The following is a 24979-nucleotide window of genomic DNA, read 5'->3' as shown; positions in this document are numbered from 1 at the left end:
CTTCTAGCAGGATGATTCGATAACAAGATACAGACACAAGGAGGTGGCAAGAAAGTTTCCTTTCTTCCCCTACCTAAGCTGTATCCAAATGAAACAAGTATGAAAACAAGGAAAGGTAAGAAATAGTGGTTGATGTAAATCGTTTTAAAAGTATGCAAATCACCCTAGCTTCTCCAAGCAAGGTCCGTTCATGGTCTTATGGAGAGGTCAAGAAACCTGAAACAATCAACTACCGTACATTGAAACCAGAACGTGAAGGTCTCTTTGATGAAGTCATCTTTGGACCTACAAAAGACTGGGAATGTGCGTGTGGGAAATACAAACGAATCCGTTATAAAGGGATTGTTTGTGACCGCTGTGGGGTTGAAGTAACACGTGCGAAAGTTCGTCGTGAACGCATGGGGCACATCGAGTTGAAAGCACCGGTATCACACATCTGGTACTTCAAAGGAATCCCTTCTCGTATGGGATTGACCTTGGATATGAGCCCTCGTGCCCTTGAAGAAGTCATCTACTTCGCAGCTTATGTGGTGATCGATCCAAAAGATACTCCACTTGAGCACAAATCCATTATGACAGAACGTGAATACCGTGAACGCTTGCGTGAATACGGACCAGGTTCCTTTGTAGCTAAGATGGGTGCAGAAGCCATCCAAGACCTCTTGAAACAAGTGGATCTGGAAGCTGAAATTGCTCTCTTGAAAGAAGAATTGAAGACTGCAACTGGTCAAAAACGTGTGAAGGCTGTGCGTCGTTTGGATGTCTTGGACGCCTTCTACAAATCTGGCAACAAGCCAGAATGGATGGTCCTCAACATCCTTCCCGTTATTCCACCAGATCTTCGTCCGATGGTCCAATTGGATGGTGGCCGTTTTGCTGCCTCTGACTTGAATGACCTTTATCGCCGGGTAATTAACCGGAACAACCGTTTGGCTCGTTTGTTAGAATTGAATGCCCCTGGTATCATCGTGCAAAACGAAAAACGGATGCTCCAAGAAGCGGTTGACGCTTTGATCGACAACGGTCGTCGTGGTCGTCCAATCACAGGACCAGGTAGCCGTCCACTGAAATCATTGAGCCACATGCTCAAAGGGAAACAAGGACGCTTCCGTCAAAACTTGCTCGGTAAACGGGTGGACTTCTCAGGACGTTCCGTTATCGCCGTTGGTCCAACTCTGAAGATGTACCAATGTGGTGTGCCACGTGAAATGGCCATCGAGCTCTTCAAACCATTTGTTATGCGTGAAATCGTTGCACGTGATATCGTGCAAAACGTCAAAGCTGCAAAACGCTTGGTCGAACGTGGAGATGAACGTATCTGGGATATCTTGGAAGAAGTGATCAAAGAACACCCAGTTCTTTTGAACCGCGCACCGACCCTTCACCGTTTGGGGATCCAAGCCTTTGAACCTGTCTTGATTGACGGGAAAGCCCTTCGCTTGCACCCCCTTGTCTGTGAAGCCTACAATGCCGACTTCGATGGAGACCAAATGGCCATCCACGTACCGCTTTCAGAAGAAGCTCAAGCAGAAGCTCGTATCTTGATGTTGGCTGCTGAGCATATCTTGAACCCTAAAGATGGTAAACCAGTCGTTACGCCATCTCAGGATATGGTATTGGGGAACTACTACCTCACGATGGAAGAAGCTGGTCGTGAAGGTGAAGGAATGGTCTTTAAAGACCGTGATGAAGCCGTGATGGCTCTTCGTAATGGCTATGTTCACTTGCATACACGTGTCGGAATTGCGACGGATAGCTTGAACAAACCATGGACAGAAGCACAACAACACAAGATTCTCTTGACAACTGTTGGTAAGATTCTCTTTAACGATATCATGCCTGCAGAGCTTCCATACCTTCAAGAGCCTAATGATGCCAACTTGACAGAAGGTGTTCCAGCTAAGTACTTCTTGGAGCCTGGTCAAGATGTCAAATCAGCGATTGAGAAATTGGAATTAAACGTTCCATTCAAGAAGAAAAATCTTGGAAATATCATCGCCGAAATCTTCAAACGTTTCCGTACAACTGAAACGTCTGCTTTCTTGGACCGCTTGAAAGACTTAGGTTACCATCATTCAACCCTTGCTGGTTTGACAGTGGGGATTGCCGATATTCCGGTCGTTGAAGATAAGGCGGAAATCATTGAAGAATCTCACAAACGTGTGGAACAGATCACGAAACAATTCCGTCGTGGTTTGATCACAGATGACGAACGCTACAATGCTGTTACAGCTGAATGGCGTGCAGCCCGTGAGAAATTGGAAAAACGCTTGGTGGACAACCAAGATCCGAAGAACCCAATCGTTATGATGATGGATTCTGGAGCCCGTGGTAACATCTCAAACTTCTCACAACTTGCCGGTATGCGTGGTTTGATGGCCGCTCCAAACGGACGGATCATGGAATTGCCAATCCTTTCAAACTTCCGCGAAGGTTTGTCAGTACTCGAAATGTTCTTCTCAACTCACGGTGCCCGTAAAGGGATGACCGATACGGCCCTTAAGACAGCCGACTCAGGTTACTTGACTCGTCGTTTGGTTGACGTTGCCCAAGACGTCATTATCCGTGAAGATGACTGTGGAACAGACCGTGGACTTGTGATCCGTGCCATTACTGATGGTAAGGAAATGATCGAGCCACTCGAAGAACGCTTGACAGGTCGTTATACCAAGAAATCTGTTAAACACCCTGAAACAGGTGCAGTCATCGTTGGTCCAGATACCTTGATCTCAGAAGACCTAGCACGTGAAATTGTCAAAGCTGGTGTGGAAGAAGTCACTATCCGCTCTGTCTTTACATGTAACACCCGCCATGGTGTCTGCCGTCACTGTTACGGTATCAACTTGGCGACTGGTGATGCGGTTGAAGTGGGTGAAGCAGTCGGAACCATCGCTGCCCAATCTATCGGGGAACCTGGTACACAGTTGACCATGCGTACCTTCCACACGGGTGGGGTTGCCTCAAATACCGATATCACTCAAGGTCTTCCTCGTGTCCAAGAAATCTTTGAAGCCCGCAATCCAAAAGGGGAAGCGGTCATCACTGAGGTCAAAGGGGAAGTCACAGCCATCGAAGAAGATGCTTCTACACGGACCAAGAAAGTCTTTGTTAGCGGAGCCACTGGTGAGGGTGAATACGTTGTCCCTTACACTGCTCGTATGAAAGTCGAAGTAGGAGATCAAGTTTCTCGTGGTGCGGCTCTGACAGAAGGGTCTATCCAACCGAAACGTCTCCTTGCCGTTCGTGATGTCTTGTCTGTTGAAACTTACCTTCTTGCGGAAGTACAAAAAGTATACCGTAGCCAAGGGGTAGAAATCGGCGACAAACACATCGAGGTAATGGTTCGTCAAATGATCCGTAAAGTACGTGTCATGGATCCAGGAGATACAGACCTTCTCATGGGTACGCTTATGGACATTACAGACTTTACAGATGCCAATAAGGATGTCCTTATCTCTGGTGGAGTTCCTGCGACTGCTCGTCCAGTCCTTATGGGAATCACCAAAGCCTCTCTTGAAACCAACAGTTTCTTGTCAGCTGCTTCCTTCCAAGAAACCACTCGTGTTCTTACTGACGCAGCGATCCGTGGTAAGAAAGACCATCTCCTTGGACTTAAGGAAAATGTTATCATTGGTAAGATTATTCCTGCAGGTACAGGGATGGCTCGTTACCGTAACTTGGAACCACAAGCGATTAACGAAGTTGAAATCATCGAAGAAGTGCCAGTAACAGATGGAACAGTCGATGAAGTTCAAACAGCTGAAGTCGTAGAAGAATAAGAAAAAAAGTCGGAACTACATGTTCCGGCTTTTTTTGAAAAAATTATAAAAATTTATTATTTGAAAAATAATTGTATAATTATTGAATTATTTTTTTACCAAAAATATTAGCCCGGTAGAAGTCGTGCTGTAAATAATTACAATTAGTGATTAAATGGATATGTATTCCAAACGTCAAAATAATAAAATGACTAACTATTAGTAATTTCTTTATAAAACCAAAAATCGGTTTGACTTTTAAAGTCATTGGCGGTAGAATGGAAAAAGATGTACACAAATTAAAAAAATGTCGAATTACATGTATGTCGACGGGGGAAGTTTATGGGAACATTGAAAATTATGGTTGTGTTTGGGACGCGACCGGAGGCCATTAAAATGGCCCCTTTGGTGTTGGAGTTGCAAAAGCAGAGGGAGACCATTGAGACCATTACGGTGGTCACTGCCCAGCACCGTCAAATGCTGGACCAAGTTTTAGAAACCTTTAACATCGTACCTGATTACGATTTGGATATTATGGGGAAAAGCCAGACCTTATTAGACATTACCTCTAAAATTCTGAATCAATTAGATCCAGTTATCAAAAAAGAAAAGCCAGATATGGTGCTCGTTCATGGAGATACGACCACTACCTTTGCGGCGAGTTTGGTTGCCTTTTACAATCAAGTCCGCATTGGTCACGTCGAAGCTGGTTTGAGAACCTTTGATAAATATTCTCCGTATCCAGAAGAGATGAACCGTCAAATGACGGATGATCTAGCGGATCTGTATTTTGCGCCGACTGGCGAAAGTAAGGCCAATCTCTTAAAAGAAAATCATCCGGAATCCTCTATTGTGGTGACAGGAAATACTGCTATTGATGCGCTGAAACTCACGGTTCAAGAGAACTATCATCACGAAGTACTGGATCAATTAGATCCAGCTAAAAAAATCATCCTTGTCACCATGCATCGAAGAGAAAATCAAGGAGCTCCCATGAGAGCGGTCTTTGGAGCTCTGAGAGAAATGGTGAATCAAGAACCGGATATTGAAGTGGTTTACCCAGTGCATCTTAGTCCAGCGGTACAAGAGGCGGCAAACGATCTATTAGGAGATCATGATCGGATCCATCTCATTGCACCTTTAGATGTGCTTGACTTCCACAACTTGGCTTCGAGAAGTTACTTTATCATGTCGGATTCAGGTGGGGTACAAGAAGAAGCACCATCATTGGGGAAACCGGTATTGGTATTGCGTGATACAACAGAACGCCCAGAAGGGGTCAAAGCAGGGACTTTGAAATTAGTTGGTACGGATCCTGCTGTCGTCAAATCCACGATGACGGAGCTCTTAACCAACGAACATCTTTATCTAGAAATGGCAAATGCCCGAAATCCTTATGGAGATGGAAGAGCTTCTGAGCGAATCGTGCAAGCTATTAAACATTACTTTGGCCAGGGAGATGCTGCTGAAGAATTTCATGAGGGAGAGAAAGAATAAATGAAAAAAACGGAAAAGTTAAGTAGATGGTTGCTGATTTTGATTGTTTTCGAAGTACTTCTTTTACTTTACTGCTTGTTTTTTGCAAGAGAGATTCTGATTGAAGAAGGATTATTCTTTGTTTTAGGATTATTTTCTGCTATTGTTTTATCAGATTTGTTGTTGACATGGACCATCCTGTTGTCATTTGCCCTAGGGATTGTCTTTTTGGTGGCGGGTGTTGTCTATATCCCATTTCATCAAGCCTTGCTTCTGCTCTTTAGTTTTCCAATCTTGATTGGAATTTTGACCCAAATTCGCTACCACCTCTTTAAAGAGATTGCAAAAGTGAAGGATCAAGAGCCAGAAGCTTACGCAGATTACCGCAACCGCATCGCTTCTTATGGTGGGGAAACCAATGATACGATTCAAGCCTTACTCATTCACTGGTCGCACGAGGAATTGTTCTTCCAATTGCAACCGAGAGAATACAATCGGACCTTGAACCAAATCAACTATTTGGTAACGCATCATCTAAAGCCAAATGAAAGCTTGTATTATGTATCAGACGGTAATTTCTTGATCTTATCTGCTGATAGCGAGCGGGATCTGAAAAAGGATTATGTGACGGTCTTAAAACCACAATTGGAAGGCCTTGTATTCCAAGGCGAAGATGGGGTGCAAGCCATCCAATTTCAGTCCGGCTTTCTTGTAGTAGATCAATCAAATCGCATCAAATACCATCGCTATAAAGAAATGATTCGTTACTTAAAACGTCAACTTGAAACAGACATTATTGTGGAATATTAGGAGGAAAACATGTCTCTTACAAATATATTTTTTAATATAGCTGTAGGCATTAGTGTATTTTTTGCCTTGTGCTTTATTGTATTATTTGTAGCTTATACGGTGATTTACCGCCGTGTCAATAAAAACTTTAAGGCGGTGGACCATGATTAGTCAAATTGTGATGATTATTGCCTTGATTTCGATTTGGCTATCCTTAGCCTGGGGCCTAGTAATCCTCTTTTCAGCCGTTCATTTTTGGTTTAAACACAGTGATTTTCGTGTCAATACGGATCCGCTTCCTTATTATCCAAAAGTGACGATCGTCGTACCTGCCCATAATGAGGATGTGGTTATTGCACAGACAGCCAAAGCGATCCTTGATTTGAACTACCCACATGATCGTGTAGAGTTACTACTGTTTGCAGATAATTGTTCCGATCGCACTTATGAAGAGTGTTTGGCAGTTAAAGCATTGCCAGAGTATGCAGGACGTGATTTGACCATCATCAATCGCAGTGGGACAGGTGGGAAAGCCGGTGTGTTAAATGACGCTTTGGCCATGGCGACCGGAGACTATATCTGTGTCTATGATGCAGATGCCATGCCTGAAAAGAATGCTCTTTATTTCCTTGTGAAAGAAGTGCTCAAAGATCCAGAGCGTCATGTGGCTTCTTTTGGTCGCAATAAAACGCGGAATGCTGGTCAAAACTTCTTGACCCGCTGTATCAACCAAGAAATTGTCGTCACCCAACGGGTTCACCATGTAGGCATGTGGCATCTCTTTAAGATTGGACGGATTCCAGGAACCAACTTTATTATTCAAACTGAATTTGTCAAGAGTATTGGGGGATGGAAAAACGGTGCCTTAACAGAGGATACTGATATTTCCTTTAAGATTATGCAAAGTGGGAAGTTGATTGCTCTAGCCTATAATTCAGAAGCATTTCAACAGGAACCTGAGACCCTGAAGAGTTATTATATGCAACGGAAACGTTGGGCCAAAGGGAATTATGAAGTGGTTCTTTCCAACTTCAAACATTTATTTGGTAAGGGAAATTGGCGCGTGAAGTTAGAAGTAACCAACTATTCCTGTATCTTCTTCTGGTTCAATGCAGCTATCGTGTTATCAGACTTGATCTTTTTTGCCAATATTCTGGCCATGTGTCTCCATACAGTGGTGCCAGGCGTGCAAATTCCATTTGCCTTTGATTCAGAAAATATCTATATTGCGCAATTGATGTTGTTCAATTGGATCTTGATGATTGGGATCTACTTACTTCAGATTAATGTGGCTCTTGCCTCACAATTTGGTCAAGCAACTATCAAGCAAATTTGGTTGGCCTTAGCTGCCTACTTCACCTATTCTCAACTGTTTATCATTGTATCGATTGATGCCATCTCTTCGATTGTAATGGATAAACTATTGCACCGGAAAGAAACTAAATGGGTTAAAACAAAACGATTAGCAGGATAGGAGAAATTATGAATACGAAAAAGATGAGATATGTATGGTTTCTAGTCATCCTTTGCATTTTCTGTTTGACCTTGTTTTTAGCGAGAACGAGAAGTAAAGTGGAGATGCGAAATCGAATTTACCGTCAGTGGGATGAGCATTTTGTTGTTTCAAAAGGGAAAGAATCCTATGTTCGAACCACCAATGATAGCAATCAAACGGTGGTTTTATCTGAAGCGCAAAGTTATGGAATGCTCATTACTGTTGCGGCTGCTAAAAAAGGACAAGCCCAACAAGCAGACTTTGACAGACTCTATCAATATTATCTAAATCATCGCTTGGAAGGTACCCAATTGATGTCTTGGAAACAAACCATCAGCAATGGAAAAGTAAAGGATGAGGACCATAATGCCACAGATGGAGATCTCTATATTGCCTATGCTCTTCTAAAAGCTGCTCAGCAATGGCCAAAGCAAGCCAAAGACTACCAGGCTCAAGCCAAAGCGATTTTAGAAGATATTCTCGCACACAACTACAATGAAGAAACCGGTGTGTTAACGGTGGGAAATTGGGCCAATCAGGATTCGGAATTCTATCATTTGATGCGGACGTCTGATACACTGCCAGCGCAATTCCAGATCTTTTATGAAGTGACAAAAGATTCGAAGTGGTTGGACATCAAAGAAAAGATGTTGCAGCAACTCCAAACGATCAGCTCCCAAACAAAAACAGGTTTACTACCTGATTTCATCTGGGTAGATGAGCAAGGAACTCGCGCAGCGGATCCCAAGACGATTGAATCCAAGTATGATGGAGCCTACTCGTATAACGCTTGTCGCCTTCCATATAACCTTGTTCAAAGTAAGGATGCAACCAGTCAAAAATTGGTGAAAAAGATGTTAAACTTTTTCAAGAGTCAAAGAAACCTGTACGCGGGTTATGACTTGAAAGGAAAGGCCTTGAACAATCATCAGGCAGCAAGTTTTTTGGCACCGATAGTCTATGCTTCTGAACACGAAAAAGGCTATCTGAAGTTGGTGCAACAGAATAAGTATATCTTCACACAAGATCTACCTCTGAACAACTATTATGATGCAACCATGACAACCATGATTGCACTTGAATTGTTCTAAATACTTGAGAAGAGAGAGTTCCCAGGATGGCTCGTCATTTTGTTGGGACTCTCTTTTTTGATTCTCGAAAAAAGGACCCAAGAGAAATCAAGTAGTCTATTTTTGAAAAATAACTGTAAAAATCACCTGAAAACTACCTGAAAATTATGCTCTGAGCAGAAAACTTTTATTCTCAAAGGATTTTCTATATAATAGAGGATACAAAGGATGGAAGAGTTTATGTATCGAGTGATTGAAATGTATGGGGACTGTGAACCCTGGTGGTTTCTAGATGGTTGGGAAGAAGATATCGTCAGTAGTCGGAAGTTTGAAGACTATTACCAGGCTTTGAAATACTACAAGCAGAAGTGGTTGGAGTTGAATGCACACTTTCCAAGTTATAAGAGTCGGAGTGATCTCATGACGATCTTTTGGGATACCAACGAGCAAGAGTGGTGTGAGGACTGCAGTGAAGATGTGCAATTGTTCCACTCGATTGTTCTGCTAGAAGACGAGCACAAGATCCCTAAAAGCAAGCTCCGCCCAGGTTATGAAAAAGAAAAAGGCAGTCGCAAACATCGTTCTTGTCAATATACACTCGATTCAAAAAAGGGGACAACCCTGTCATAAGAGATATTTAGAAGATTTTTTAGAGCTATCTAGGAAGTCTTCTTTTTTTGTCTTCTTTTTCGAATAGTATAAGTGAGAGGAGGAACTATGGTTCAAGAAATTGCAAAAAAATTGATCCGTATGGGAAAAAAAGAAGAAGCCCAGGATCTCTACTTTATCCCTCGGAGAGAGGAGTACCAGGTTTTTATGAGGGTTGGAGATGAGAGGCGCTTTGTACAATCCTTCCCTTTTGAGGAGATGACGGCTATGATCAGCCACTTTAAGTTCGTAGCAGGCATGAATGTGGGAGAAAAAAGGCGGAGCCAGCTAGGGTCGTGTGATTACCCTCTGGAGGATGGGCTGGTATCGATTCGCTTGTCGACGGTGGGGGATTATCGTGGCTATGAAAGCTTGGTTATTCGGCTCTTGCATGATGAGGAACGCGAATTGCGTTTTTGGTTTGATCAGCTACCTGAGTTGCAGAAGAAATTGGCTGGTCGTGGGCTCTATCTCTTTGCGGGCCCTGTTGGTTCGGGAAAGACCACCCTCATGCATGCTTTGGCGCAAGAGCGCTTTGCGGACCAGCAAGTCATGTCCATTGAAGATCCTGTCGAGATCAAGCAGGATAATATGTTACAGCTCCAGCTGAACGACCAGATCGGCATGACCTATGACAACCTAATCAAACTCTCCTTACGTCATCGGCCGGACCTTCTCATCATTGGGGAAATCCGAGATAAGGAAACAGCTCGTGCAGTCGTACGAGCTAGTTTGACAGGGGTCACAGTCTTCTCTACTATTCATGCCAAGAGTGTTCGAGGTGTTTATGAGAGGCTTTTAGAGCTTGGAGTGAGTGAGGAGGAGCTCAAGATTGTTTTACAAGGTATTTGCTACCAACGATTAATTGCAGGAGGAGGTGTTGTCGATTTTGCAACGGAAAACTACCAAGAACACTCAGCTAGCCGCTGGAACCAACAAATGGATCTCTTGGCTCAATCGGGATATATCCAGCTGGCTCAGGCACAAGCCGAAAAAATTATCTACAACTAAACAAAAGCAAATCATTGAATTGTTTTTGAATCTTTATTCGAGTGGTTTTCATCTGTCTGAGATTGTTGATTTTTTGGATCGTTCCCACCTAGTGGAGAGTCATTTGGTCTCCCAGATGCGAGCAGATCTCTCTCGGGGTCGGAGTTTTTCAGAGATGATGGCAGGGATCGGTTTTTCAGATGCGGTCTCGACGCAGCTGTCTCTCGCTGAGCTCCATGGAAATCTTGCATTGAGCTTGGAGAAAATCAGTGCTTATCTGGAGAATATGCGCAAGGTCAAGAAAAAGTTGATCGAAGTTAGCACTTATCCTCTTATCTTACTTGGTTTTTTAGTTTTGATTATGCTAGGCCTGCGCAATTATTTGCTCCCTCAAATGGATGCACAAAATATTGGTACGCAATTGATCAGTTCTTTTCCCCAACTCTTTTTGGCGCTCGTAGCGGGAATAGTGGCCCTCTTCTTATTCAGCTTTCTCTATTATCGAAAATCTAGCAAGATCAAAGTTTTTAGAAGCTTGTCCCATCTTCCTTTCGGGAAAGGCATGATTCAAGCTTATTTGACAGCCTATTATGCCAGAGAATGGGGCAATCTGATTGGGCAAGGATTGGAGCTGTCTCAGATTTTTACCATGATGCAGGAGCAAAAATCCCAGCTTTTCCAAGAGATTGGAAGAGACTTAGCTCTTTCTTTAGACCGCGGTCAATCCTTTTCAGAGACGGTTGGGGGATATTCTTTTTTCAAAAAAGAATTGCCGCTTATGATTGAATATGGTGAGGTCAAATCAAAGCTTGGAAGTGAGCTAGAGATCTACGCTGAAAAAACATGGGAAGACTTCTTTCGTCGGGTCCACAAGGCCATGAATGTGATACAACCCTTGGTCTTTGTCTTTGTGGCTCTTGTGATTGTCTTGCTTTACGCAGCCATGTTGCTGCCGATTTATCAAAATATGGAGGTTCATTTATGAAAAAATTAAAAACATATAAGGTAAAAGCTTTTACGCTGATTGAAATGTTGGTGGTCTTATTGATCATCAGTGTACTCTTATTGCTCTTTGTGCCGAATTTGACCAAGCAAAAAGACTCTGTGAAAGAGACAGGAAATGCAGCGGTTGTCAAGGTGGTCGAAAGCCAGGCTGAATTGTATGAACTCAATCATACCAATGACCAAGCCACTCTAGCCAAACTGATTGCTGATGGGAATATTACCAACAAACAAGCAGAATCCTACCGTGCCTATTATGCGAAAAATAGTGGAGAAACTCGTGCGGTTGCAGATTAAGGCCTTCACCTTGGTGGAGACCCTTCTGACCTTGATGATCGTTAGCTTTATCTATCTGGGTCTAACGGGATCGATCAAGACTAGTTTTCAGCAGGTGGAAGAAAAAGTATTTTTTGCAGAGTTTGAACACCTCTATCAAGAAAGCCAGAAGATAGCACTAGCAAGGCAAACGGAATTGGATGTTGAAGTGAGTGCAAGGAAGATTCAAACGCCTTACCAGACGGTGGAGATTCCTGATTCTGTCATTTTGCAAGATCCTAAAACCATTCGTTTAGACCGAGCAGGTGGCAATTCATCCCTGGCTAATGTTCACTTTCAGACACAGAGAGGAGTGGTGACCTATCAGCTTTCGCTTGGAAATGGAAAAATTAAAAAGAGCATCCGTTCCCGCTAGTATTCTCATAGAATCCCTAGTAGCTTTGAGTTTATTTGCCATGATTACGACCCTATTATTAGGGGAGATCCGGCGTTCGCGCAAGGAGCGGCTAGCGGATTTCAAGGAGGTAGAGGTCTTATCTGTCGCTCAAATGGCGCTTCAGACAGGGCAAAATCATCTTGAGGCTAATGGCATTCAGGTTCATGTTGAAAAAGATGCCGATCAAATCACGGTCTATCATCAAGGAAAGGTGGTACTGCATGTGGAATAAAGGAAGGGTTAAGGCCTTTACCTTGCTCGAAGCTTTAGTTGCTCTCTTAGTGCTCAGTGGGGGTGTGTTAGTTTTTCAAGGCTTGACTAAACTCCTGCATGCTGAATTGGACTACCAAGCGCATCAAAAGCAGGAAGAATGGATCTTATTTCAGCAACAAATGCAGGTGGAATTGGACCGGAGTCATTTTGAAAAAGTAGAGAACAACCATATCTACTTGATTCAGGATCAAAAACCAATTGCGATTGGCCAGTCTAAAGGAGATGATATTCGAAAAACAGATGCTAAGGGCAGGGGCTATCAGCCTATGATTTCAGGAGTTCACTCTAGTCAGATTTGGCAGGAGGGAGAGTTGATTCATCTGCGTTTGAATTTTGAAGAAGGTCTAGAAAGGGAGTATGTCTACCATGTGGTACCAGCGATACAAAATGAAAAAAGTTAAGGCTGGTGTCTTGCTCTACGCCCTTTTGATGGCAGCGATTTTCAGTCTCTTGCTTCAGTTTTATCTCCACCGTCAGGTCGCGGAAAAACGGATCTTAAAGACGTGTCAAGATCGACTTCGGGCCTATGCTTTGGTACAATTGGCTCTTGAAAAAGGAAAGGGTGATGAGAAGGCATCAGAGATTCACTTAAAGTCTGGAGTTGTTCAGCTACAGCAGGATACTGGTTTTTTTCATGCCCAGGCTAAGATGGATGGAGAAAGCTATGAGTTTGTTCTTCCTGTAAGGGAAGAAAAGGATAGTAGAAAGAGCAAAAAAGAAAAGAAGAAGACACAGAAAGATAAAGAGCAGATAGGGAGCGAAAAGCCTTCTGAAGAGACGTCAAAAGAGACGAAGGAGCCATCAGAAAATAGCGAAAAAGACTAATTTTTGGTATGATAGGGTGCGGAGGAAATCATGAATTTCGAAAAAATTGAACAAGCCTATACCTATCTATTAGAAAACACTCAAAGTATTCAAAATGAATTGTCGACCAACTTTTATGACGCCTTGATTGAGCAAAATGCCATGTATTTAGAGGGCAAGACAGATCTAGACATTGTCAAAAATAATAGCCAAAAATTAAAAGAACTAGGTTTAAGTAAGGAAGAATGGCGCAGAGCCTACCAGTTCCTTTTTATGAAAGCTGCTCAAACAGAGCCTTTGCAAGCAAATCACCAGTTCACCCCAGATGCGATTGGTTTTATCATTACATTTTTGATCGATCAGTTGGCCAAAAGCGACCAACTGGATGTCTTAGAAGTGGGAAGTGGGAGCGGAAATCTCGCTGAGACCATTGTCAACAATAGCCGTCTCAAGATCGATTATTTAGGATTGGAAGTGGATGATCTCTTGATTGACCTATCTGCTAGTATCGCAGATGTGATGGAGTCTAGCGTTGTCTTTGCACAAGGAGATGCGGTTCGTCCACAAGTTTTGAAAGAAAGTGACTTGATCATCAGCGATCTTCCAATTGGTTATTATCCAGATGATGCGATTGCGCAGCGCTATCAGGTAGCGAGCTCCGAAGGGCATACTTATGCCCATCACCTTATGATGGAACAGGCGCTGAAATACCTGAAACCTCAAGGAGTGGCTATCTTTTTAGCTCCCAACAACCTCTTGACGAGTCCTCAGAGTGATCTTTTAAAAGCTTGGTTGAAAGACAAGGCTCAAATCCTGGCCATGCTGACCTTGCCAGAATCTCTCTTTTCAAATCCAGCCTATGCTAAGACGATTTTCGTCCTACGAAAACAAGAAGAAGAGTCTGTTCAGCCCTTTGTCTATCCTTTTACCGATCTTCAGGATCAAGACCAAGTGGTTCACTTCATGGAAAGTTTCCAAAACTGGTTAAAGGATAGTGAAATTTTATCAAAGATCTGATATAATAGAAAAAGTGAAAACGCTTAATGAGGTGAATATATGTCGAAAACAATTTCTATTAATGCAGGAAGCTCTAGTTTGAAATGGCAATTGTACCAAATGCCAGAGGAAACTGTTCTTGCAAAAGGGTTGATTGAACGGATCGGTTTGAAAGATTCTATTTCAACTGTTAAATTTGAAGGACGTTCAGAAAAACAAGTATTAGATATCCAGGACCATACACAAGCTGTAAAAATTTTGTTGGATGATTTGATTCGCTTTGATATTATCAAATCCTACGATGAGATTACAGGCGTGGGTCACCGCGTCGTTGCTGGTGGAGAATACTTCAATGATTCTGCCTTGGTAGATGACGAAGTCCTTCGAAAAGTAGAGGAATTGTCTTTGTTAGCACCTCTTCATAATCCTGCAAATGCAGCAGGGATTCGGGCTTTTAGAGAGATTTGTCCAGATATCACCAGTGTTGTAGTATTTGATACTTCTTTCCATACAACCATGCCAGAAAAAGCTTATCGTTACCCTCTTCCAACCAAATATTACACAGAAAATAAGGTCCGCAAGTATGGCGCTCATGGAACCAGTCACCAGTATGTAGCTGGTGAAGCTGCTAAACTTCTTGGAAAACCTTTAGAAGAATTGAAATTGATCACCTGCCATGTCGGAAATGGGGTATCTGTTACAGCGGTTGATAAGGGAATTTCTGTCGATACCTCAATGGGCTTCACGCCTCTAGGTGGCGTCATGATGGGAACGCGGACAGGGGATCTCGATCCAGCGATTATTCCTTACTTGATGGAACATACAGAGGATTTCAATAAGCCTGAAGACATCAGCCGCATCTTCAATCGTGAATCAGGTCTTCTGGGTGTTTCTGAATCTTCTAGCGACATGCGGGATATTCATACAGCGATGCATAATGGAGACGAAAAAGCCAAATTGGCTTACGATATCTTTATCGATCGTTTGCAAAAATACATTGGTCAATACTTAGCTGTCTTGAATGGTGCAGATGCCATCATTTTTACAGCAGGGATCGGTGAAAATGCAGTAAACGTTCGTTCTTCTATTATCAATGGGATCAGCTGGTTTGGATGCAAGATCGACCCTGAAAAGAACGTCTTTGGAGTTGTCGGAGATATTTCCACAGACGATTCCCGTGTGAAGGTATTGGTTATTCCGACTGATGAAGAGTTGGTGATTGCGCGTGACGTTGAACGTTTCAAAAATCAGTAAACTGAAATAAAGTGAGAAGGCTAGAGGCGAAAGCCCCAGTCTTCTTATTTTATACAAGAAAGAGGTTGTCCATTGAAAAAAATACAGTCTTTTGTTCGAGAGCACCCATTATGTAAGAATGCTCTCTGGCTCCTGCTTTTTGTGCCCTTATTCTTTCTCTCCCAATTTCCCCTCATCACCATGGTTTATTCCCTTCAAGAAGGAGTGAATGCGGAGTCGGTTACTGTTTTGACAGCCTTAGCTACAGTGGTGGTGCTCTTTGCTTTTTATAGAATCATCAAGATGAGCCCTCTGGAGAACTTAGATGTTCGGGTGATTACCTGGCCGGCTCTGGGGAGAAATTTTCTTTTTCTTCTCTTATTGATGGCTAATAACCTGCTCGCCTATCCCTTGTTGAAACAAGAGGCAGGTGCTACGACGGCAAATCAAGCAGCTCTAAATGAACTGCAATCTCATGCTCCTTTTCTTGCTATGGGAATGGTCGTGATCCTTGTCGCTCCGATTCTAGAAGAGCTGCTCTGTCGGGCCATCATCCCTCGTTTGATCTTTCGAGGAGCAGAACCGATCGGTTACCTAGCTGGTGCTCTCTTTTTTACCTACTTACATGGACCGAGTACCCTAGGGGAATGGGTAGCTTACGGAGGCATGTCCTTGATCTTAACTTGGGTGGCTTATCGCTACAAGCGGATCGAGTATAGCATCTGTCTCCATATGACCTTGAATGCGTTAGCTTATTATTATCCGGCTGTATTCCTCCTTTGTTTATTGCCGGTATCGAGAGTTTTCTTCCATGATAAATTATGATAAAATGGTAGGTACCAATGAGTTTTGATGCAGAATCTTTGTACAGAAGGTCAGAAAAAAATAAGCAATCTGTATGGAGAATGAACTCAGAGGTTTAGAACATTTGTTCTAGCCTCTTTTGTTCGCAATCATGCTGTAGGAAGGGAATCAAAGGAGGACGAAAATGATTGATAATAAATGGCTGAGTGGCCAAGGGACCCTTCTTTGTGGGATCTTAAATGTCACTCCGGATTCATTTTCTGATGGCGGTAAGTATACGAGTATGGATGCAGCCTTGCAGCAGGCAAGGAAACTGATCCAAGAAGGGGCTCAGATCCTGGATATCGGAGGAGAATCAACCAGACCTGGTAGTCATTATGTGGAGATCCAAGAAGAGATTGACCGCGTAGTTCCGGTGATTGAAGCCATTCGGAAAGAAAGTGATGTCTTGATCTCAGTGGATACCTGGAAGTCCCAGGTGGTGGCGGCAGCGCTGGAAGCTGGAGCCGATATTGTCAATGATATTACTGGTTTTCTTGGAGATTCTAAGATGGCTACTGTGGTTGCAGAGCATGAAGCCAGCGCAGTTCTCATGTTTAATCCAGTGATGGCAAGACCGCATCATCCAAGTTCCACTATTTTTCCAACTTTTGGTTTTGAACCAGCTTTTACAGAAGCAGAGCTTCAAACAATGGCTCAAGAACCGATTCAAGACGTGATGTGGACCTTCTTTGACCGCTCGCTTGCGGTCGCAAAAGAAGCCGGTGTCCAGACGGAACGGATCATGCTAGACCCTGGGATCGGCTTTGGTTTGACCAAGCGCGAGAATTTGCTCTTGTTACAAGAGCTTGAAACCATCCACCAAAAAGGTTATCCGATCTTTCTAGGGGTCTCCCGCAAACGTTTTGTGGTCAATATTATTGAAGAAGCTGGATTTGAGACAGATCCTGCAACGGAGACTGGTTTTTGGAATCGGGACCTGGCTTCGAGCCATTTGACGAGTATTGCAGCCAGTCAAGGAGTCGAAGTAGTGCGGGTGCATGATATTCCCCTACACAAGATGGCAGCCAGTCTGGGCCAAGCCATTTCCCAAGCCCAAGAGGCAGCAGATACCAATTTAAAACAATACAAGTAAATGAAGACAAAAGAACATCAGTTGGATCTTCGTTGGCTAGAAGCCTATCGTTCGCAGGATCCACATTTTGGCTTGGAGCGCATGGAAGCTCTCTTGGCTTTGAGAGGAAATCCTCACCTAGACTGTCGTGTCATTCATATTGCGGGGACCAATGGCAAGGGCTCAACCATTGCTACCTTGTCCCAACTTTTGGGGCAGGCAGGTTTACGCGTTGGAGTCTTTACCTCTCCTTATCTGATCCATTACAATGACCAGATCACCATTAATGGCGAAGCCATCTCCGTTCAAGACCTGCAAACCTATCTGGATAGCTACCAACAGCTCTTGGAAGCTGAAGAATCAAGAGACATCTTTCAAGGTTTGACGGAATTTGAAGTGATGACGGCGATCGCCTATGATTATTTTGCTCATGAGGAGCTGGATTATGTGATTATGGAAGTCGGTATGGGGGGACGACTAGACAGTACCAACGTCTGCCAGCCCGTTATGACTGCGATCACATCGATCGGCTTGGACCATGTTGCTCTTCTTGGGCCAGATTTGGCTTCCATTGCCCGTGAAAAGGCAGGTATCATTAAGCCAGGAATTCCTCTGGTTCTAGGGAAATTAGAAGCAGAAGCTAGCCAAGTCATTGAAGGCATTGCGATTCAAGAGCAGGCACCGATAACAGCCTATGACAGAGATTACCAAGTTGAGCTAGAAGCCTCTTGTCTATCGGGCCAATCCTTTTCTTATTACAGTTCTAAAAGAGGAACAGCTTCTTATCAAGTAGCACTCTTAGGTCATCACCAGGCCAGAAATGCAGCTCTTGCTATCAGTATCTGTGATGTACTTTTTGAAAGAGAAGGGCGTGAACTCTTGTCAAAAGAGTTGGTAGATAAGGCCTTGCGTCAGGTTGTCTGGCCTGGCCGGATGGAAGTGATCTCTCAAAAACCCATGATCTTGCTGGACGGGGCCCATAACCCCCATGCCGTTGCGCCTTTGATCGCAAGTCTTCGAGAACTGTTCCCAAGTCAAAAAAAGACCATTCTTTTTACTTGCATCCGGACCAAAGCCTTAGAAGAGATGCTCATTCAGTGGCAGAAACTGGAAAATAGTCGCTTGATCCTCACGACCTTTGAAGATCCAAGAGCCTATTCTCAAGAAGAGATGACAGCTACTGCAAACCACCACCAGCTTGAGGAAGTGGACTGGCGAGAATTTCTACAAAACTGGCAAGCTGGAGATGATGAGTTCCTCATTGTAACGGGATCGCTCTATTTCCTTAGCCAGGTACGACCTTATTTATTAAAAACAGAAAAATCCAACTAGGAGATGATATGGATACAAAGAAAATTGAAGAAGCAGTAAAAATGATCATCGAGGCAGTCGGTGAAGATGAGAACCGTGAAGGGCTTCAAGAAACCCCGTCCCGCATTGCAAAGATGTACCAAGAAATCTTTTCAGGACTAGGACAGACGGCAGAAGAGCACCTGTCTAAATCATTTGAAATCATTGATAACAATATGGTGGTTGAGAAGGATATTTTCTTCCATTCCATGTGTGAGCATCACTTTTTACCGTTTTATGGTAAAGTGCACATTGCCTACATTCCAAATGGCCGCGTTGCTGGGCTTTCAAAACTGGCTCGTACGGTCGAAGTTTATGCTAAAAAACCACAGATTCAGGAACGATTGACGGTAGAAATCGCAGATGCCTTGATGGAATATCTTGGAGCGCAAGGTGCCCTTGTCTGGGTAGAAGCAGAGCATATGTGTATGAACATGCGTGGTGTCCGTAAACCTGGGACTGCAACAGTGACAACTGCTGCACGTGGACTGCTTGCGACAGATAAAGACTTGAAAAATGAAGCCTATAAACTCATGGGCCACTAATGGCCGGCTATAAGAGGTGAAGAGAGTGGATCAATTACGGATCAAGGACTTAGAGATATACGCCTATCATGGTGTTTTTCCGGCAGAAAAAGAATTGGGACAACGCTTTGTCCTAGACCTATGGGTGGATTATGAGATGACCCGTGCAGCCCGCACAGGAGATTTGGATGCTTCGATCCATTACGGGATCTTAGCGGAACAGTTGACCGAGTGGATGCAGGCAGAAAAGATCGATCTGATTGAAACGGTTGCCTTTCAATTGGTGCAAAAGATTTTCGAAAGCTATGCCTTTGTAGAAAAAGTTCGTCTGGAGTTGAAGAAACCTTGGGCTCCTGTTTCCTTGCCACTCGAGACTTGTTCGGTGACAATCGAACGAGAGAAAAAACGAGCCTTTATTGGCCTTGGTACCAATATGGGAGATAAACAACTGCAGCTAGAGACGGCGCTAGAAAAAATCAAGGATCGAGGCATTCACCTTCTTCAAACGTCCACAAGGATTGAAACGGAACCTTGGGGAGGAGTGGAGCAAGACGCCTTTTTGAATCAGGTGGCAGAGGTTGAAACCTGGATGACCCCAGAGGATTTACTAGAGACCTTACTTGCCATCGAGCAGGAAATGGGGCGTGTCCGTGAGGTCAAGTGGGGACCGCGTGTGATTGATTTAGATCTGCTTTATATGGAGGACACGATTTGCTACAGCCCTAGCTTGATCTTGCCGCATCCTTATGTGGCAGAACGAGCCTTTGTATTAGAATCTTTAAATGAAATTGCTCCTCATTTTGTGGACCCTGTTCAAAGAAAGCCCATTCGCCAATTATGGGATGCCGTCAAATAATCTCTCTTCTTTGCTTTATAAAAAAACAATCCCTGCTCAAGGGATTGTTCAAATTGAAGACAAAGACTTCTTAAAAAACTTTCCTTAGGTGAGTACGGACGTCTGCGAACTTCTACGAAGTTCCAAGACTAATGATTGAGCCTGAGGTCTCAATCATTCCGAGTGCCTGAAACTGAGTCGTTTCAGGCACTTTTCTCACGGCGGAAAGTTTCAGAATATGATTGAATAACTATAACAAGTATAATTTTTAAAGAATTGATTAGATTTTATTAAAGATTCGTCTATCTACACTCTCAACAATCCCTTGAGCAGGGATTGTTTTTGTTTGTCTTGATTTATTTACGATACAAGCGATCGTACTGGTAGACAGGGTCCATTGTGACGTTGATACCGAGCTTGCGAAGGACGTTCTTGTCTTCGTCTGTCAGCATAACGGTTGAATGGGCTTCGCTGCCTTTCAACTTGCCTAATTCTTGCATAGCAAGCTTAGCGTCTTCGTTGCTCATAGCCGTAATGGCAAGGGCAATGAGGATCTCGTTTGAGTGAAGACGAGGGTTACGGCTACCCAAATGATTGATCTTCAAGCCTTGGATAGGTTGGACGTATTCTGGCTCGATTAATTTGGTTTCTTTATCAATATGCGCTAATTTCTTAATCGCATTGATTAAGAGGGCTGCGGTTGGGCCAAAGAGATCAGACGTTTTTCCGGTTACCATCTCGCCGTTTGGCAATTCAAGCGCCAAAGCGGGCTCCCCTGTTTCTTCTTCTTTTTGGCGGGCAAGGACGGTCACTTTCCGATCATTTGGAGTAATCCCCAAATCATTCATCAAGAGCTCAATTTTCTTCACAGCCCCTTCACCGACACGCTCTGCTTTGACATCTAAGATGGTTTGGTAGTAGCGACGGATAATTTCTTGTTGGGAAGCTTCAATCGCAGCGTCATTGTCCACAATGGCAAAACCAACCATGTTGACGCCCATGTCTGTTGGAGAAGCATAAGGTGAGGTTCCTAAGATCCGTTCCAACATGCGCTTCAAGACAGGGAAGATTTCAATATCGCGGTTGTAGTTGACCGTTGTTTCCCCGTAGGTTTGGAGGTGGAAGGGATCGATCATATTGACATCGTCTAGATCGGCAGTCGCTGCTTCATAAGCCAAGTTGACTGGGTGGTGCAAAGGAAGATTCCAAACTGGGAAGGTTTCAAACTTAGCATAACCAGATTTGATTCCATTTAATTGGTCATGGTACATATTAGACATACAAGTTGCCAGTTTGCCAGAACCAGGTCCAGGAGCTGTCACAACGACCAAATTGCGGCTAGTCTTGATGTAGTCATTTTTCCCCATCCCTTCAGGAGAGATGATGTGGTCCATATCGGTCGGATAGCCCTTGATCGGATAGTGTAGATAAGAGGCGATCCCGCTCTTATCCAGTTGCTTGCGAAAGGCATCTGCTGCTGCTTGTCCAGCATATTGGGTGATCACGACAGAGCCCACAAAGATCCCCAATTCATTGAATTTGTCGATCAAACGTAGCACTTCTTGGTCATAAGAAATTCCTAGGTCTCCACGGGCTTTTGAGTGCTCAATGTTGTTGGCGTTGATGGCAATGACAATTTCCACCTGGTCGCGCAATTCTTGGAGCAGCTTGATCTTATTGTCTGGTTCGTATCCAGGGAGGACACGAGCAGCGTGGAAGTCTTCTAACATCTTACCACCAAATTCAAGGTAGAGCTTACCATCGAATTGATTGATCCGCTCAATAATGTGGTCACGTTGCAAGTTCAAATACTGTTCAGAACTAAAAGCTTGTTTTTTCATGTAAAACTCCTGTATATAAGGGAAGGGTCTGCCACACGAATCCAAGGATGAGTGTTCCCTTCCCTACCATTTCATTCTTTCATATTATATCAGAAAACAGATGGAAGACAAACTATTCTTTGTCACTTTTCTTAGAAGAGTTTGGATGGCCCAGAACTCACGGTAGAAAGTTTCCAAGAGAAGTTTGTTTCCCCCCCTAAAAAAGCCCCTTATGGGGGCTTCAGATTGGATTTGCTTAATAGTGTTTGATCAGATCAACTGTAGAGCGATCCAATTTCTTAACCAATGCTTGCAAGAAGGCTTGCGCTTGCAAGAAATCATCCATGGCATAGAGGGTTTGGTGAGAGTGGATGTAACGTGCACAGACACCAATGGTTGTTGATGGGACTCCGCCGTTCTTCAAGTGTGCTGCACCTGCATCGGTACCACCTTTGGCACAATAGTATTGGAATTTAATGCCCGCTTCCTCAGCAGTTGTGAGCAAGAAGTCTTTCATATTTGGTAGCATGATGTGACCTGGATCGTAGAAGCGAAGCAGTGTTCCTTCACCAATCGCGCCCTGGTCCCCAAAGACATCCGCTGCTGGTGAACAGTCTACAGCAAGGAAGATTTCAGGATCAAATTTAGTAGTTGAGGTGTGGGCTCCACGAAGTCCTACTTCTTCTTGAACGTTAGCCCCCACATAGAGTTCGTTGTCTAAGGCTTGTCCAGAAAGACTCTTGACTAATTCGCTGACCATCAAGACGCCGTAGCGGTTATCCCATGCTTTAGAAATGACGTTTTTACCATTAGCAGTGAGAATCGCAGAGCTATCTGGGACCAAGGTATCTCCAGGACGGATGCCATAGCTCTCAGCTTCGGCTTTAGAGCTAAAGCCTGCATCAAAGACGATGTCGCTAATGGCAGGTACGGTTGGTCCACCTGTTCCACGTGTCAAATGTGGAGGAACAGATCCGGAAATAGCAGGGTATTCACGTCCATCACGTGTAAAGAGTTTAAAGCGCTGGCTGCTGACGACCATCGGATTCCAACCTCCGATTGGGACAACACGGAAAGTTCCGTCAGCTTTGATTTCGCTGATCATAAAACCAACTTCGTCCATGTGGGCAGCTACTAAGATACGAGGAGCATCGGCAGCTGTTGAGTGTTTGACCCCAAAGATCCCACCGAGACCATCTGTCACGATTTCGTCCACATGAGGGGTCAATTGTTGGCGTAAATAATCCCGTACAGGAGCTTCATGACCTGAGATGGCAGGGATTTCAGTTACTTCTTTGATTTTAGAAAATAAATCAGTCATAGGTTACCTTCTTTCTGATGCTATTTTATCACTTTTTCTACAAGGATGGTAGCGTTATTATAGAAATCGGTCCCGAAAAACTGAAGGAGGAGATCCAGCCTAGACCATTGTCCCTCTGCTTATTTTGTGTTACAATAGGCACTATGAAAGCTAAAAAAATTATTTTGTCTAGTCTGGCTGTAGCAAGTGCAGGAGCTCTTGCGGCCGGTGTTTATAAAATTGCCAAAGATCAAAAACGTCTCCGTACTCAAGAAGAGTTGGTGGCAGAAGTACGGGAGCAAATGGAAGCTATGGGGACGATTGCGACCTTGTATGTGGAACTCTACGAGTCTAGTGAAGAGCGTTTAGTAGGAGGCGTCATTTTTGAAGATGAGCGCCATTACCGCTTTGTCTATGAGGATGGTCTTTTGCGGTACGAAGAGGAAAAACTATGATTACACCAAATTCTCTAGAAGAAATTGCTTCTTATGTAGAGCAAGAGGGCAAGAAAGTCTTTGTCTTTTCAGCTGACTGGTGTGGGGATTGCCGTTATCTCAAGCCTTTTTTGCCGGAGATTGAGGCTGAAAATCCCGAATTTACCTTTATCTTAATTGACCGAGATGCCTATATGGATCTGGCGAAAGTCTGGGATGTTTATGGGATCCCTAGTTTGGTGGTTCTGGAAAAGGATAAGGAAATCGGACGGTTTGTCAATCGGGATCGGAAAACTAAAGCTCAGATTACAGCATTCTTAGCAGGATTAAAATAGGAGAAGAACATGATTGTAACATACAACAAAGAACAAGTCGGCGATGTATTGATGCTGACCTTGAAAAACAGTGGGGAAGCTAAGCTAGCGGTGGAGAGAAAAGGAAAGGTGGCTCGCGTTTACCGTGAGGACAACCAAGAAACGGTTGCCTGGAATATCTTTGAACTCTCAACTATCTTTGCCGTAGAAGGCAAGGGCCAAGTCTTTTTGACAGATGAGCAAGTGACTCGTTTGAACCAAGAATTGGAAAGAGAAGGTTTTTCAGAACGCTTGGTCAATGATCGGGAACCAAAATTTGTGGTGGGAGAAATCCTTGAAATGGTGGCCCATCCAGATAGTGACCACTTGAATATCTGCCAAGTAGCAATTGGGGCAGATAAGACGGTTCAGATCGTGGCAGGAGCTCCAAATGCGCGTGTCGGTCTCAAGACCATTGTCGCTCTTCCAGGTGCCATGATGCCGGATGGCGGCTTGATTTTCCCAGGAGCACTTCGTGGTGAAAAAAGTTATGGCATGATGTGCAGTCCTCGCGAATTGCACTTGCCAAATGCTCCTCAAAAACGAGGCATTATTGAATTGGATGACGCAGAAGTAGCAGGAACACCATTTGATCCTGCTCGTCACTGGCATGAATAAAGAGAAGAATCTAGGATTTTTTGAATCCTAGATTTTTTTGATTTTGGTTTGCCACTTCCATTTTTTGAAATTTTTTCGAATAAATAGATAGGAGGTAAATGATGTATAATAAAGTTATTTTAATCGGTCGCCTAGTAGCGGCTCCAGAATTGCATAAAACCAGCACAGACAAATCCGTTGCCCGAGTGACCGTTGCGGTCAATCGTCGCTACAAGGACCAAAACGGGGAGCGAGAGACTGATTTTGTCAATGTCGTTGTCTGGGGGAAATTGGCTGAAACCATGGCTAGTTATGCCAGTAAAGGGAGCCTGATCTCTTTGGATGGAGAGATTCGGACGCGCCGCTACGAGAAAAATGGTGTCATGCAGTATGTGACAGAGGTCCTCTGCCAAAGTTTTCAGTTGCTAGAGAGCCGGGCTCAGCGGGCTATGCGTGAAAATGGTGGAACAGGAGATTTGGCCGATATTATCTTAGAAGAGGAAGATCTTCCCTTTTAGAAGTAAAAAAAGCTAGTTCGTCCCTAGACTAGCTTTTTTCATACTTATGAGGGATTTTATTCGGGAACGACTCTTTTTAAAATG

At 43.8% G+C, this 24979-nt stretch carries 27 protein-coding genes; 25 read left to right on the top strand and 2 right to left on the bottom strand.

The window, feature by feature from the left end:
• The first annotated feature begins 125 nt into the window (after positions 1 to 125).
• The 21 genes from rpoC (at position 126) to folK (ending at position 19894) form a co-directional block, all read left to right on the top strand.
• Positions 126 to 3779 carry a DNA-directed RNA polymerase subunit beta' gene (gene rpoC, locus ACVC7Q_RS06015; protein ID WP_447265194.1) on the top strand — a complete coding sequence of 1218 codons (3654 nt, stop codon included), beginning with the start codon at positions 126 to 128 and terminating at the stop codon, positions 3777 to 3779.
• 321 nt (positions 3780 to 4100) lie between these two features.
• Positions 4101 to 5255, top strand: coding sequence for a non-hydrolyzing UDP-N-acetylglucosamine 2-epimerase (gene wecB, locus ACVC7Q_RS06010; protein ID WP_447265193.1), 1155 nt, complete (start codon positions 4101 to 4103; stop codon positions 5253 to 5255).
• Complete coding sequence (locus ACVC7Q_RS06005) at positions 5256 to 6044, top strand: hypothetical protein (RefSeq protein WP_447265192.1); 789 nt, start codon at positions 5256 to 5258, stop codon at positions 6042 to 6044. It abuts the gene before it with no gap.
• Positions 6045 to 6053: 9 nt separating this feature from the next.
• Positions 6054 to 6194 carry a hypothetical protein gene (locus ACVC7Q_RS06000; protein ID WP_003004308.1) on the top strand — a complete coding sequence of 47 codons (141 nt, stop codon included), beginning with the start codon at positions 6054 to 6056 and terminating at the stop codon, positions 6192 to 6194.
• The gene (locus tag ACVC7Q_RS05995; protein WP_447265191.1) at positions 6187 to 7497 is read left to right on the top strand and encodes a glycosyltransferase family 2 protein; all 1311 of its coding nucleotides are present in this window, start codon (positions 6187 to 6189) and stop codon (positions 7495 to 7497) included. Before ACVC7Q_RS06000 ends, ACVC7Q_RS05995 begins: the two co-directional genes overlap by 8 nt.
• An 8-nt stretch (positions 7498 to 7505) precedes the next feature.
• Positions 7506 to 8609 carry a glycosyl hydrolase family 8 gene (locus ACVC7Q_RS05990; protein ID WP_447265190.1) on the top strand — a complete coding sequence of 368 codons (1104 nt, stop codon included), beginning with the start codon at positions 7506 to 7508 and terminating at the stop codon, positions 8607 to 8609.
• A 219-nt stretch (positions 8610 to 8828) separates the two neighbouring features.
• Entirely contained in the window at positions 8829 to 9218 is a 390-nt protein-coding gene (locus ACVC7Q_RS05985; RefSeq protein WP_447265223.1) for a DUF1033 family protein, read from the top strand.
• Positions 9219 to 9305: 87 nt separating this feature from the next.
• Positions 9306 to 10247: a competence type IV pilus ATPase ComGA gene (gene comGA / locus ACVC7Q_RS05980; protein WP_447265189.1), complete on the top strand. Its 942-nt coding sequence runs from the start codon at positions 9306 to 9308 to the stop codon at positions 10245 to 10247.
• Positions 10180 to 11211 carry a competence type IV pilus assembly protein ComGB gene (gene comGB / locus ACVC7Q_RS05975; protein WP_447265222.1) on the top strand — a complete coding sequence of 344 codons (1032 nt, stop codon included), beginning with the start codon at positions 10180 to 10182 and terminating at the stop codon, positions 11209 to 11211. The genes comGA and comGB overlap by 68 nt, the downstream gene beginning before the upstream one ends.
• Complete coding sequence (comGC, locus tag ACVC7Q_RS05970; RefSeq protein ID WP_101770912.1) at positions 11208 to 11525, top strand: competence type IV pilus major pilin ComGC; 318 nt, start codon at positions 11208 to 11210, stop codon at positions 11523 to 11525. Before comGB ends, comGC begins: the two co-directional genes overlap by 4 nt.
• Positions 11515 to 11919, top strand: a complete 405-nt coding sequence (gene comGD / locus ACVC7Q_RS05965) for a competence type IV pilus minor pilin ComGD (protein WP_447265221.1) — start codon at positions 11515 to 11517, stop codon at positions 11917 to 11919. Before comGC ends, comGD begins: the two co-directional genes overlap by 11 nt.
• Positions 11885 to 12172, top strand: a complete 288-nt coding sequence (comGE, locus tag ACVC7Q_RS05960; protein ID WP_447265188.1) for a competence type IV pilus minor pilin ComGE — start codon at positions 11885 to 11887, stop codon at positions 12170 to 12172. The genes comGD and comGE overlap by 35 nt, the downstream gene beginning before the upstream one ends.
• Positions 12162 to 12614 carry a competence type IV pilus minor pilin ComGF gene (comGF, locus tag ACVC7Q_RS05955; protein WP_447265187.1) on the top strand — a complete coding sequence of 151 codons (453 nt, stop codon included), beginning with the start codon at positions 12162 to 12164 and terminating at the stop codon, positions 12612 to 12614. Before comGE ends, comGF begins: the two co-directional genes overlap by 11 nt.
• Positions 12571 to 13038, top strand: a complete 468-nt coding sequence (comGG, locus tag ACVC7Q_RS05950; protein ID WP_447265186.1) for a competence type IV pilus minor pilin ComGG — start codon at positions 12571 to 12573, stop codon at positions 13036 to 13038. The genes comGF and comGG overlap by 44 nt, the downstream gene beginning before the upstream one ends.
• 30 nt (positions 13039 to 13068) lie before the next feature.
• Positions 13069 to 14034, top strand: a complete 966-nt coding sequence (locus ACVC7Q_RS05945; protein ID WP_447265185.1) for a class I SAM-dependent methyltransferase — start codon at positions 13069 to 13071, stop codon at positions 14032 to 14034.
• Between the two features lie 39 nt (positions 14035 to 14073).
• Entirely contained in the window at positions 14074 to 15267 is a 1194-nt protein-coding gene (locus tag ACVC7Q_RS05940; protein WP_447265184.1) for an acetate kinase, read from the top strand.
• A 72-nt stretch (positions 15268 to 15339) separates the two neighbouring features.
• Positions 15340 to 16071, top strand: coding sequence for a CPBP family intramembrane glutamic endopeptidase (locus tag ACVC7Q_RS05935; RefSeq protein WP_447265183.1), 732 nt, complete (start codon positions 15340 to 15342; stop codon positions 16069 to 16071).
• 163 nt (positions 16072 to 16234) lie between these two features.
• Positions 16235 to 17185 carry a dihydropteroate synthase gene (folP, locus tag ACVC7Q_RS05930; protein WP_447265182.1) on the top strand — a complete coding sequence of 317 codons (951 nt, stop codon included), beginning with the start codon at positions 16235 to 16237 and terminating at the stop codon, positions 17183 to 17185.
• The gene (locus tag ACVC7Q_RS05925) at positions 17186 to 18496 is read left to right on the top strand and encodes a bifunctional folylpolyglutamate synthase/dihydrofolate synthase (protein WP_447265181.1); all 1311 of its coding nucleotides are present in this window, start codon (positions 17186 to 17188) and stop codon (positions 18494 to 18496) included.
• Between the two features lie 8 nt (positions 18497 to 18504).
• Positions 18505 to 19059 carry a GTP cyclohydrolase I FolE gene (folE, locus tag ACVC7Q_RS05920; RefSeq protein WP_031572633.1) on the top strand — a complete coding sequence of 185 codons (555 nt, stop codon included), beginning with the start codon at positions 18505 to 18507 and terminating at the stop codon, positions 19057 to 19059.
• A gap of 25 nt (positions 19060 to 19084) precedes the next feature.
• Complete coding sequence (gene folK / locus ACVC7Q_RS05915; protein WP_447265180.1) at positions 19085 to 19894, top strand: 2-amino-4-hydroxy-6-hydroxymethyldihydropteridine diphosphokinase; 810 nt, start codon at positions 19085 to 19087, stop codon at positions 19892 to 19894.
• Positions 19895 to 20229: 335 nt separating this feature from the next.
• Here the strand turns inward: folK and ACVC7Q_RS05910 are convergent, their stop codons facing one another.
• Positions 20230 to 21714 (bottom strand): DUF1846 domain-containing protein, encoded by a 1485-nt coding sequence (locus ACVC7Q_RS05910; protein WP_447265179.1) that lies wholly within the window; start codon positions 21712 to 21714, stop codon positions 20230 to 20232.
• 235 nt (positions 21715 to 21949) lie between these two features.
• The gene (gene pepA / locus ACVC7Q_RS05905; RefSeq protein ID WP_447265178.1) at positions 21950 to 23014 is read right to left on the bottom strand and encodes a glutamyl aminopeptidase; all 1065 of its coding nucleotides are present in this window, start codon (positions 23012 to 23014) and stop codon (positions 21950 to 21952) included.
• 143 nt (positions 23015 to 23157) lie between these two features.
• Here pepA and ACVC7Q_RS05900 point away from each other — a divergent pair, with 143 nt between their 5' ends.
• From ACVC7Q_RS05900 to ACVC7Q_RS05885, 4 genes are all read left to right on the top strand, one after another.
• Positions 23158 to 23448, top strand: a complete 291-nt coding sequence (locus ACVC7Q_RS05900; RefSeq protein ID WP_447265177.1) for a DUF4651 domain-containing protein — start codon at positions 23158 to 23160, stop codon at positions 23446 to 23448.
• Positions 23445 to 23762, top strand: a complete 318-nt coding sequence (locus ACVC7Q_RS05895; RefSeq protein WP_013904499.1) for a thioredoxin family protein — start codon at positions 23445 to 23447, stop codon at positions 23760 to 23762. Before ACVC7Q_RS05900 ends, ACVC7Q_RS05895 begins: the two co-directional genes overlap by 4 nt.
• Positions 23763 to 23771: 9 nt before the next feature.
• A complete protein-coding gene (ytpR, locus tag ACVC7Q_RS05890; protein ID WP_447265176.1) occupies positions 23772 to 24398 on the top strand; it encodes a YtpR family tRNA-binding protein in 627 nt (208 codons plus the stop codon).
• Between the two features lie 101 nt (positions 24399 to 24499).
• Positions 24500 to 24895, top strand: coding sequence for a single-stranded DNA-binding protein (locus ACVC7Q_RS05885; RefSeq protein WP_003004675.1), 396 nt, complete (start codon positions 24500 to 24502; stop codon positions 24893 to 24895).
• The last annotated feature ends 84 nt before the right edge of the window (positions 24896 to 24979 follow it).

The organism is Streptococcus sp. W151 (assembly GCF_053010205.1).
Note: the sequence above shows the minus strand (reverse complement) of the source record. Positions and strands in the feature narration are given on the sequence as shown.

What these genes read in the sequence shown, in the direction of transcription:
- wecB (WP_447265193.1), top strand. Translation starts at nt 4,101, where the DNA reads ATGGGAACATTGAAAATTATGGTTGTGTTTGGGACGCGACCGGAGGCC.
- ACVC7Q_RS05900 (WP_447265177.1), top strand. Translation starts at nt 23,158, where the DNA reads ATGAAAGCTAAAAAAATTATTTTGTCTAGTCTGGCTGTAGCAAGTGCA.
- ACVC7Q_RS05885 (WP_003004675.1), top strand. Translation starts at nt 24,500, where the DNA reads ATGTATAATAAAGTTATTTTAATCGGTCGCCTAGTAGCGGCTCCAGAA.
- comGC (WP_101770912.1), top strand. Translation starts at nt 11,208, where the DNA reads ATGAAAAAATTAAAAACATATAAGGTAAAAGCTTTTACGCTGATTGAA.
- ACVC7Q_RS05985 (WP_447265223.1), top strand. Translation starts at nt 8,829, where the DNA reads ATGTATCGAGTGATTGAAATGTATGGGGACTGTGAACCCTGGTGGTTT.
- comGA (WP_447265189.1), top strand. Translation starts at nt 9,306, where the DNA reads ATGGTTCAAGAAATTGCAAAAAAATTGATCCGTATGGGAAAAAAAGAA.
- ACVC7Q_RS05895 (WP_013904499.1), top strand. Translation starts at nt 23,445, where the DNA reads ATGATTACACCAAATTCTCTAGAAGAAATTGCTTCTTATGTAGAGCAA.
- ACVC7Q_RS05995 (WP_447265191.1), top strand. Translation starts at nt 6,187, where the DNA reads ATGATTAGTCAAATTGTGATGATTATTGCCTTGATTTCGATTTGGCTA.
- ACVC7Q_RS06000 (WP_003004308.1), top strand. Translation starts at nt 6,054, where the DNA reads ATGTCTCTTACAAATATATTTTTTAATATAGCTGTAGGCATTAGTGTA.
- folP (WP_447265182.1), top strand. Translation starts at nt 16,235, where the DNA reads ATGATTGATAATAAATGGCTGAGTGGCCAAGGGACCCTTCTTTGTGGG.
- comGF (WP_447265187.1), top strand. Translation starts at nt 12,162, where the DNA reads ATGTGGAATAAAGGAAGGGTTAAGGCCTTTACCTTGCTCGAAGCTTTA.
- comGE (WP_447265188.1), top strand. Translation starts at nt 11,885, where the DNA reads ATGGAAAAATTAAAAAGAGCATCCGTTCCCGCTAGTATTCTCATAGAA.
- pepA (WP_447265178.1), bottom strand. Translation starts at nt 23,014, where the DNA reads ATGACTGATTTATTTTCTAAAATCAAAGAAGTAACTGAAATCCCTGCC.
- ytpR (WP_447265176.1), top strand. Translation starts at nt 23,772, where the DNA reads ATGATTGTAACATACAACAAAGAACAAGTCGGCGATGTATTGATGCTG.
- ACVC7Q_RS05945 (WP_447265185.1), top strand. Translation starts at nt 13,069, where the DNA reads ATGAATTTCGAAAAAATTGAACAAGCCTATACCTATCTATTAGAAAAC.
- folE (WP_031572633.1), top strand. Translation starts at nt 18,505, where the DNA reads ATGGATACAAAGAAAATTGAAGAAGCAGTAAAAATGATCATCGAGGCA.
- comGG (WP_447265186.1), top strand. Translation starts at nt 12,571, where the DNA reads ATGTCTACCATGTGGTACCAGCGATACAAAATGAAAAAAGTTAAGGCT.
- ACVC7Q_RS06005 (WP_447265192.1), top strand. Translation starts at nt 5,256, where the DNA reads ATGAAAAAAACGGAAAAGTTAAGTAGATGGTTGCTGATTTTGATTGTT.
- ACVC7Q_RS05990 (WP_447265190.1), top strand. Translation starts at nt 7,506, where the DNA reads ATGAATACGAAAAAGATGAGATATGTATGGTTTCTAGTCATCCTTTGC.
- ACVC7Q_RS05910 (WP_447265179.1), bottom strand. Translation starts at nt 21,714, where the DNA reads ATGAAAAAACAAGCTTTTAGTTCTGAACAGTATTTGAACTTGCAACGT.
- ACVC7Q_RS05925 (WP_447265181.1), top strand. Translation starts at nt 17,186, where the DNA reads ATGAAGACAAAAGAACATCAGTTGGATCTTCGTTGGCTAGAAGCCTAT.
- ACVC7Q_RS05940 (WP_447265184.1), top strand. Translation starts at nt 14,074, where the DNA reads ATGTCGAAAACAATTTCTATTAATGCAGGAAGCTCTAGTTTGAAATGG.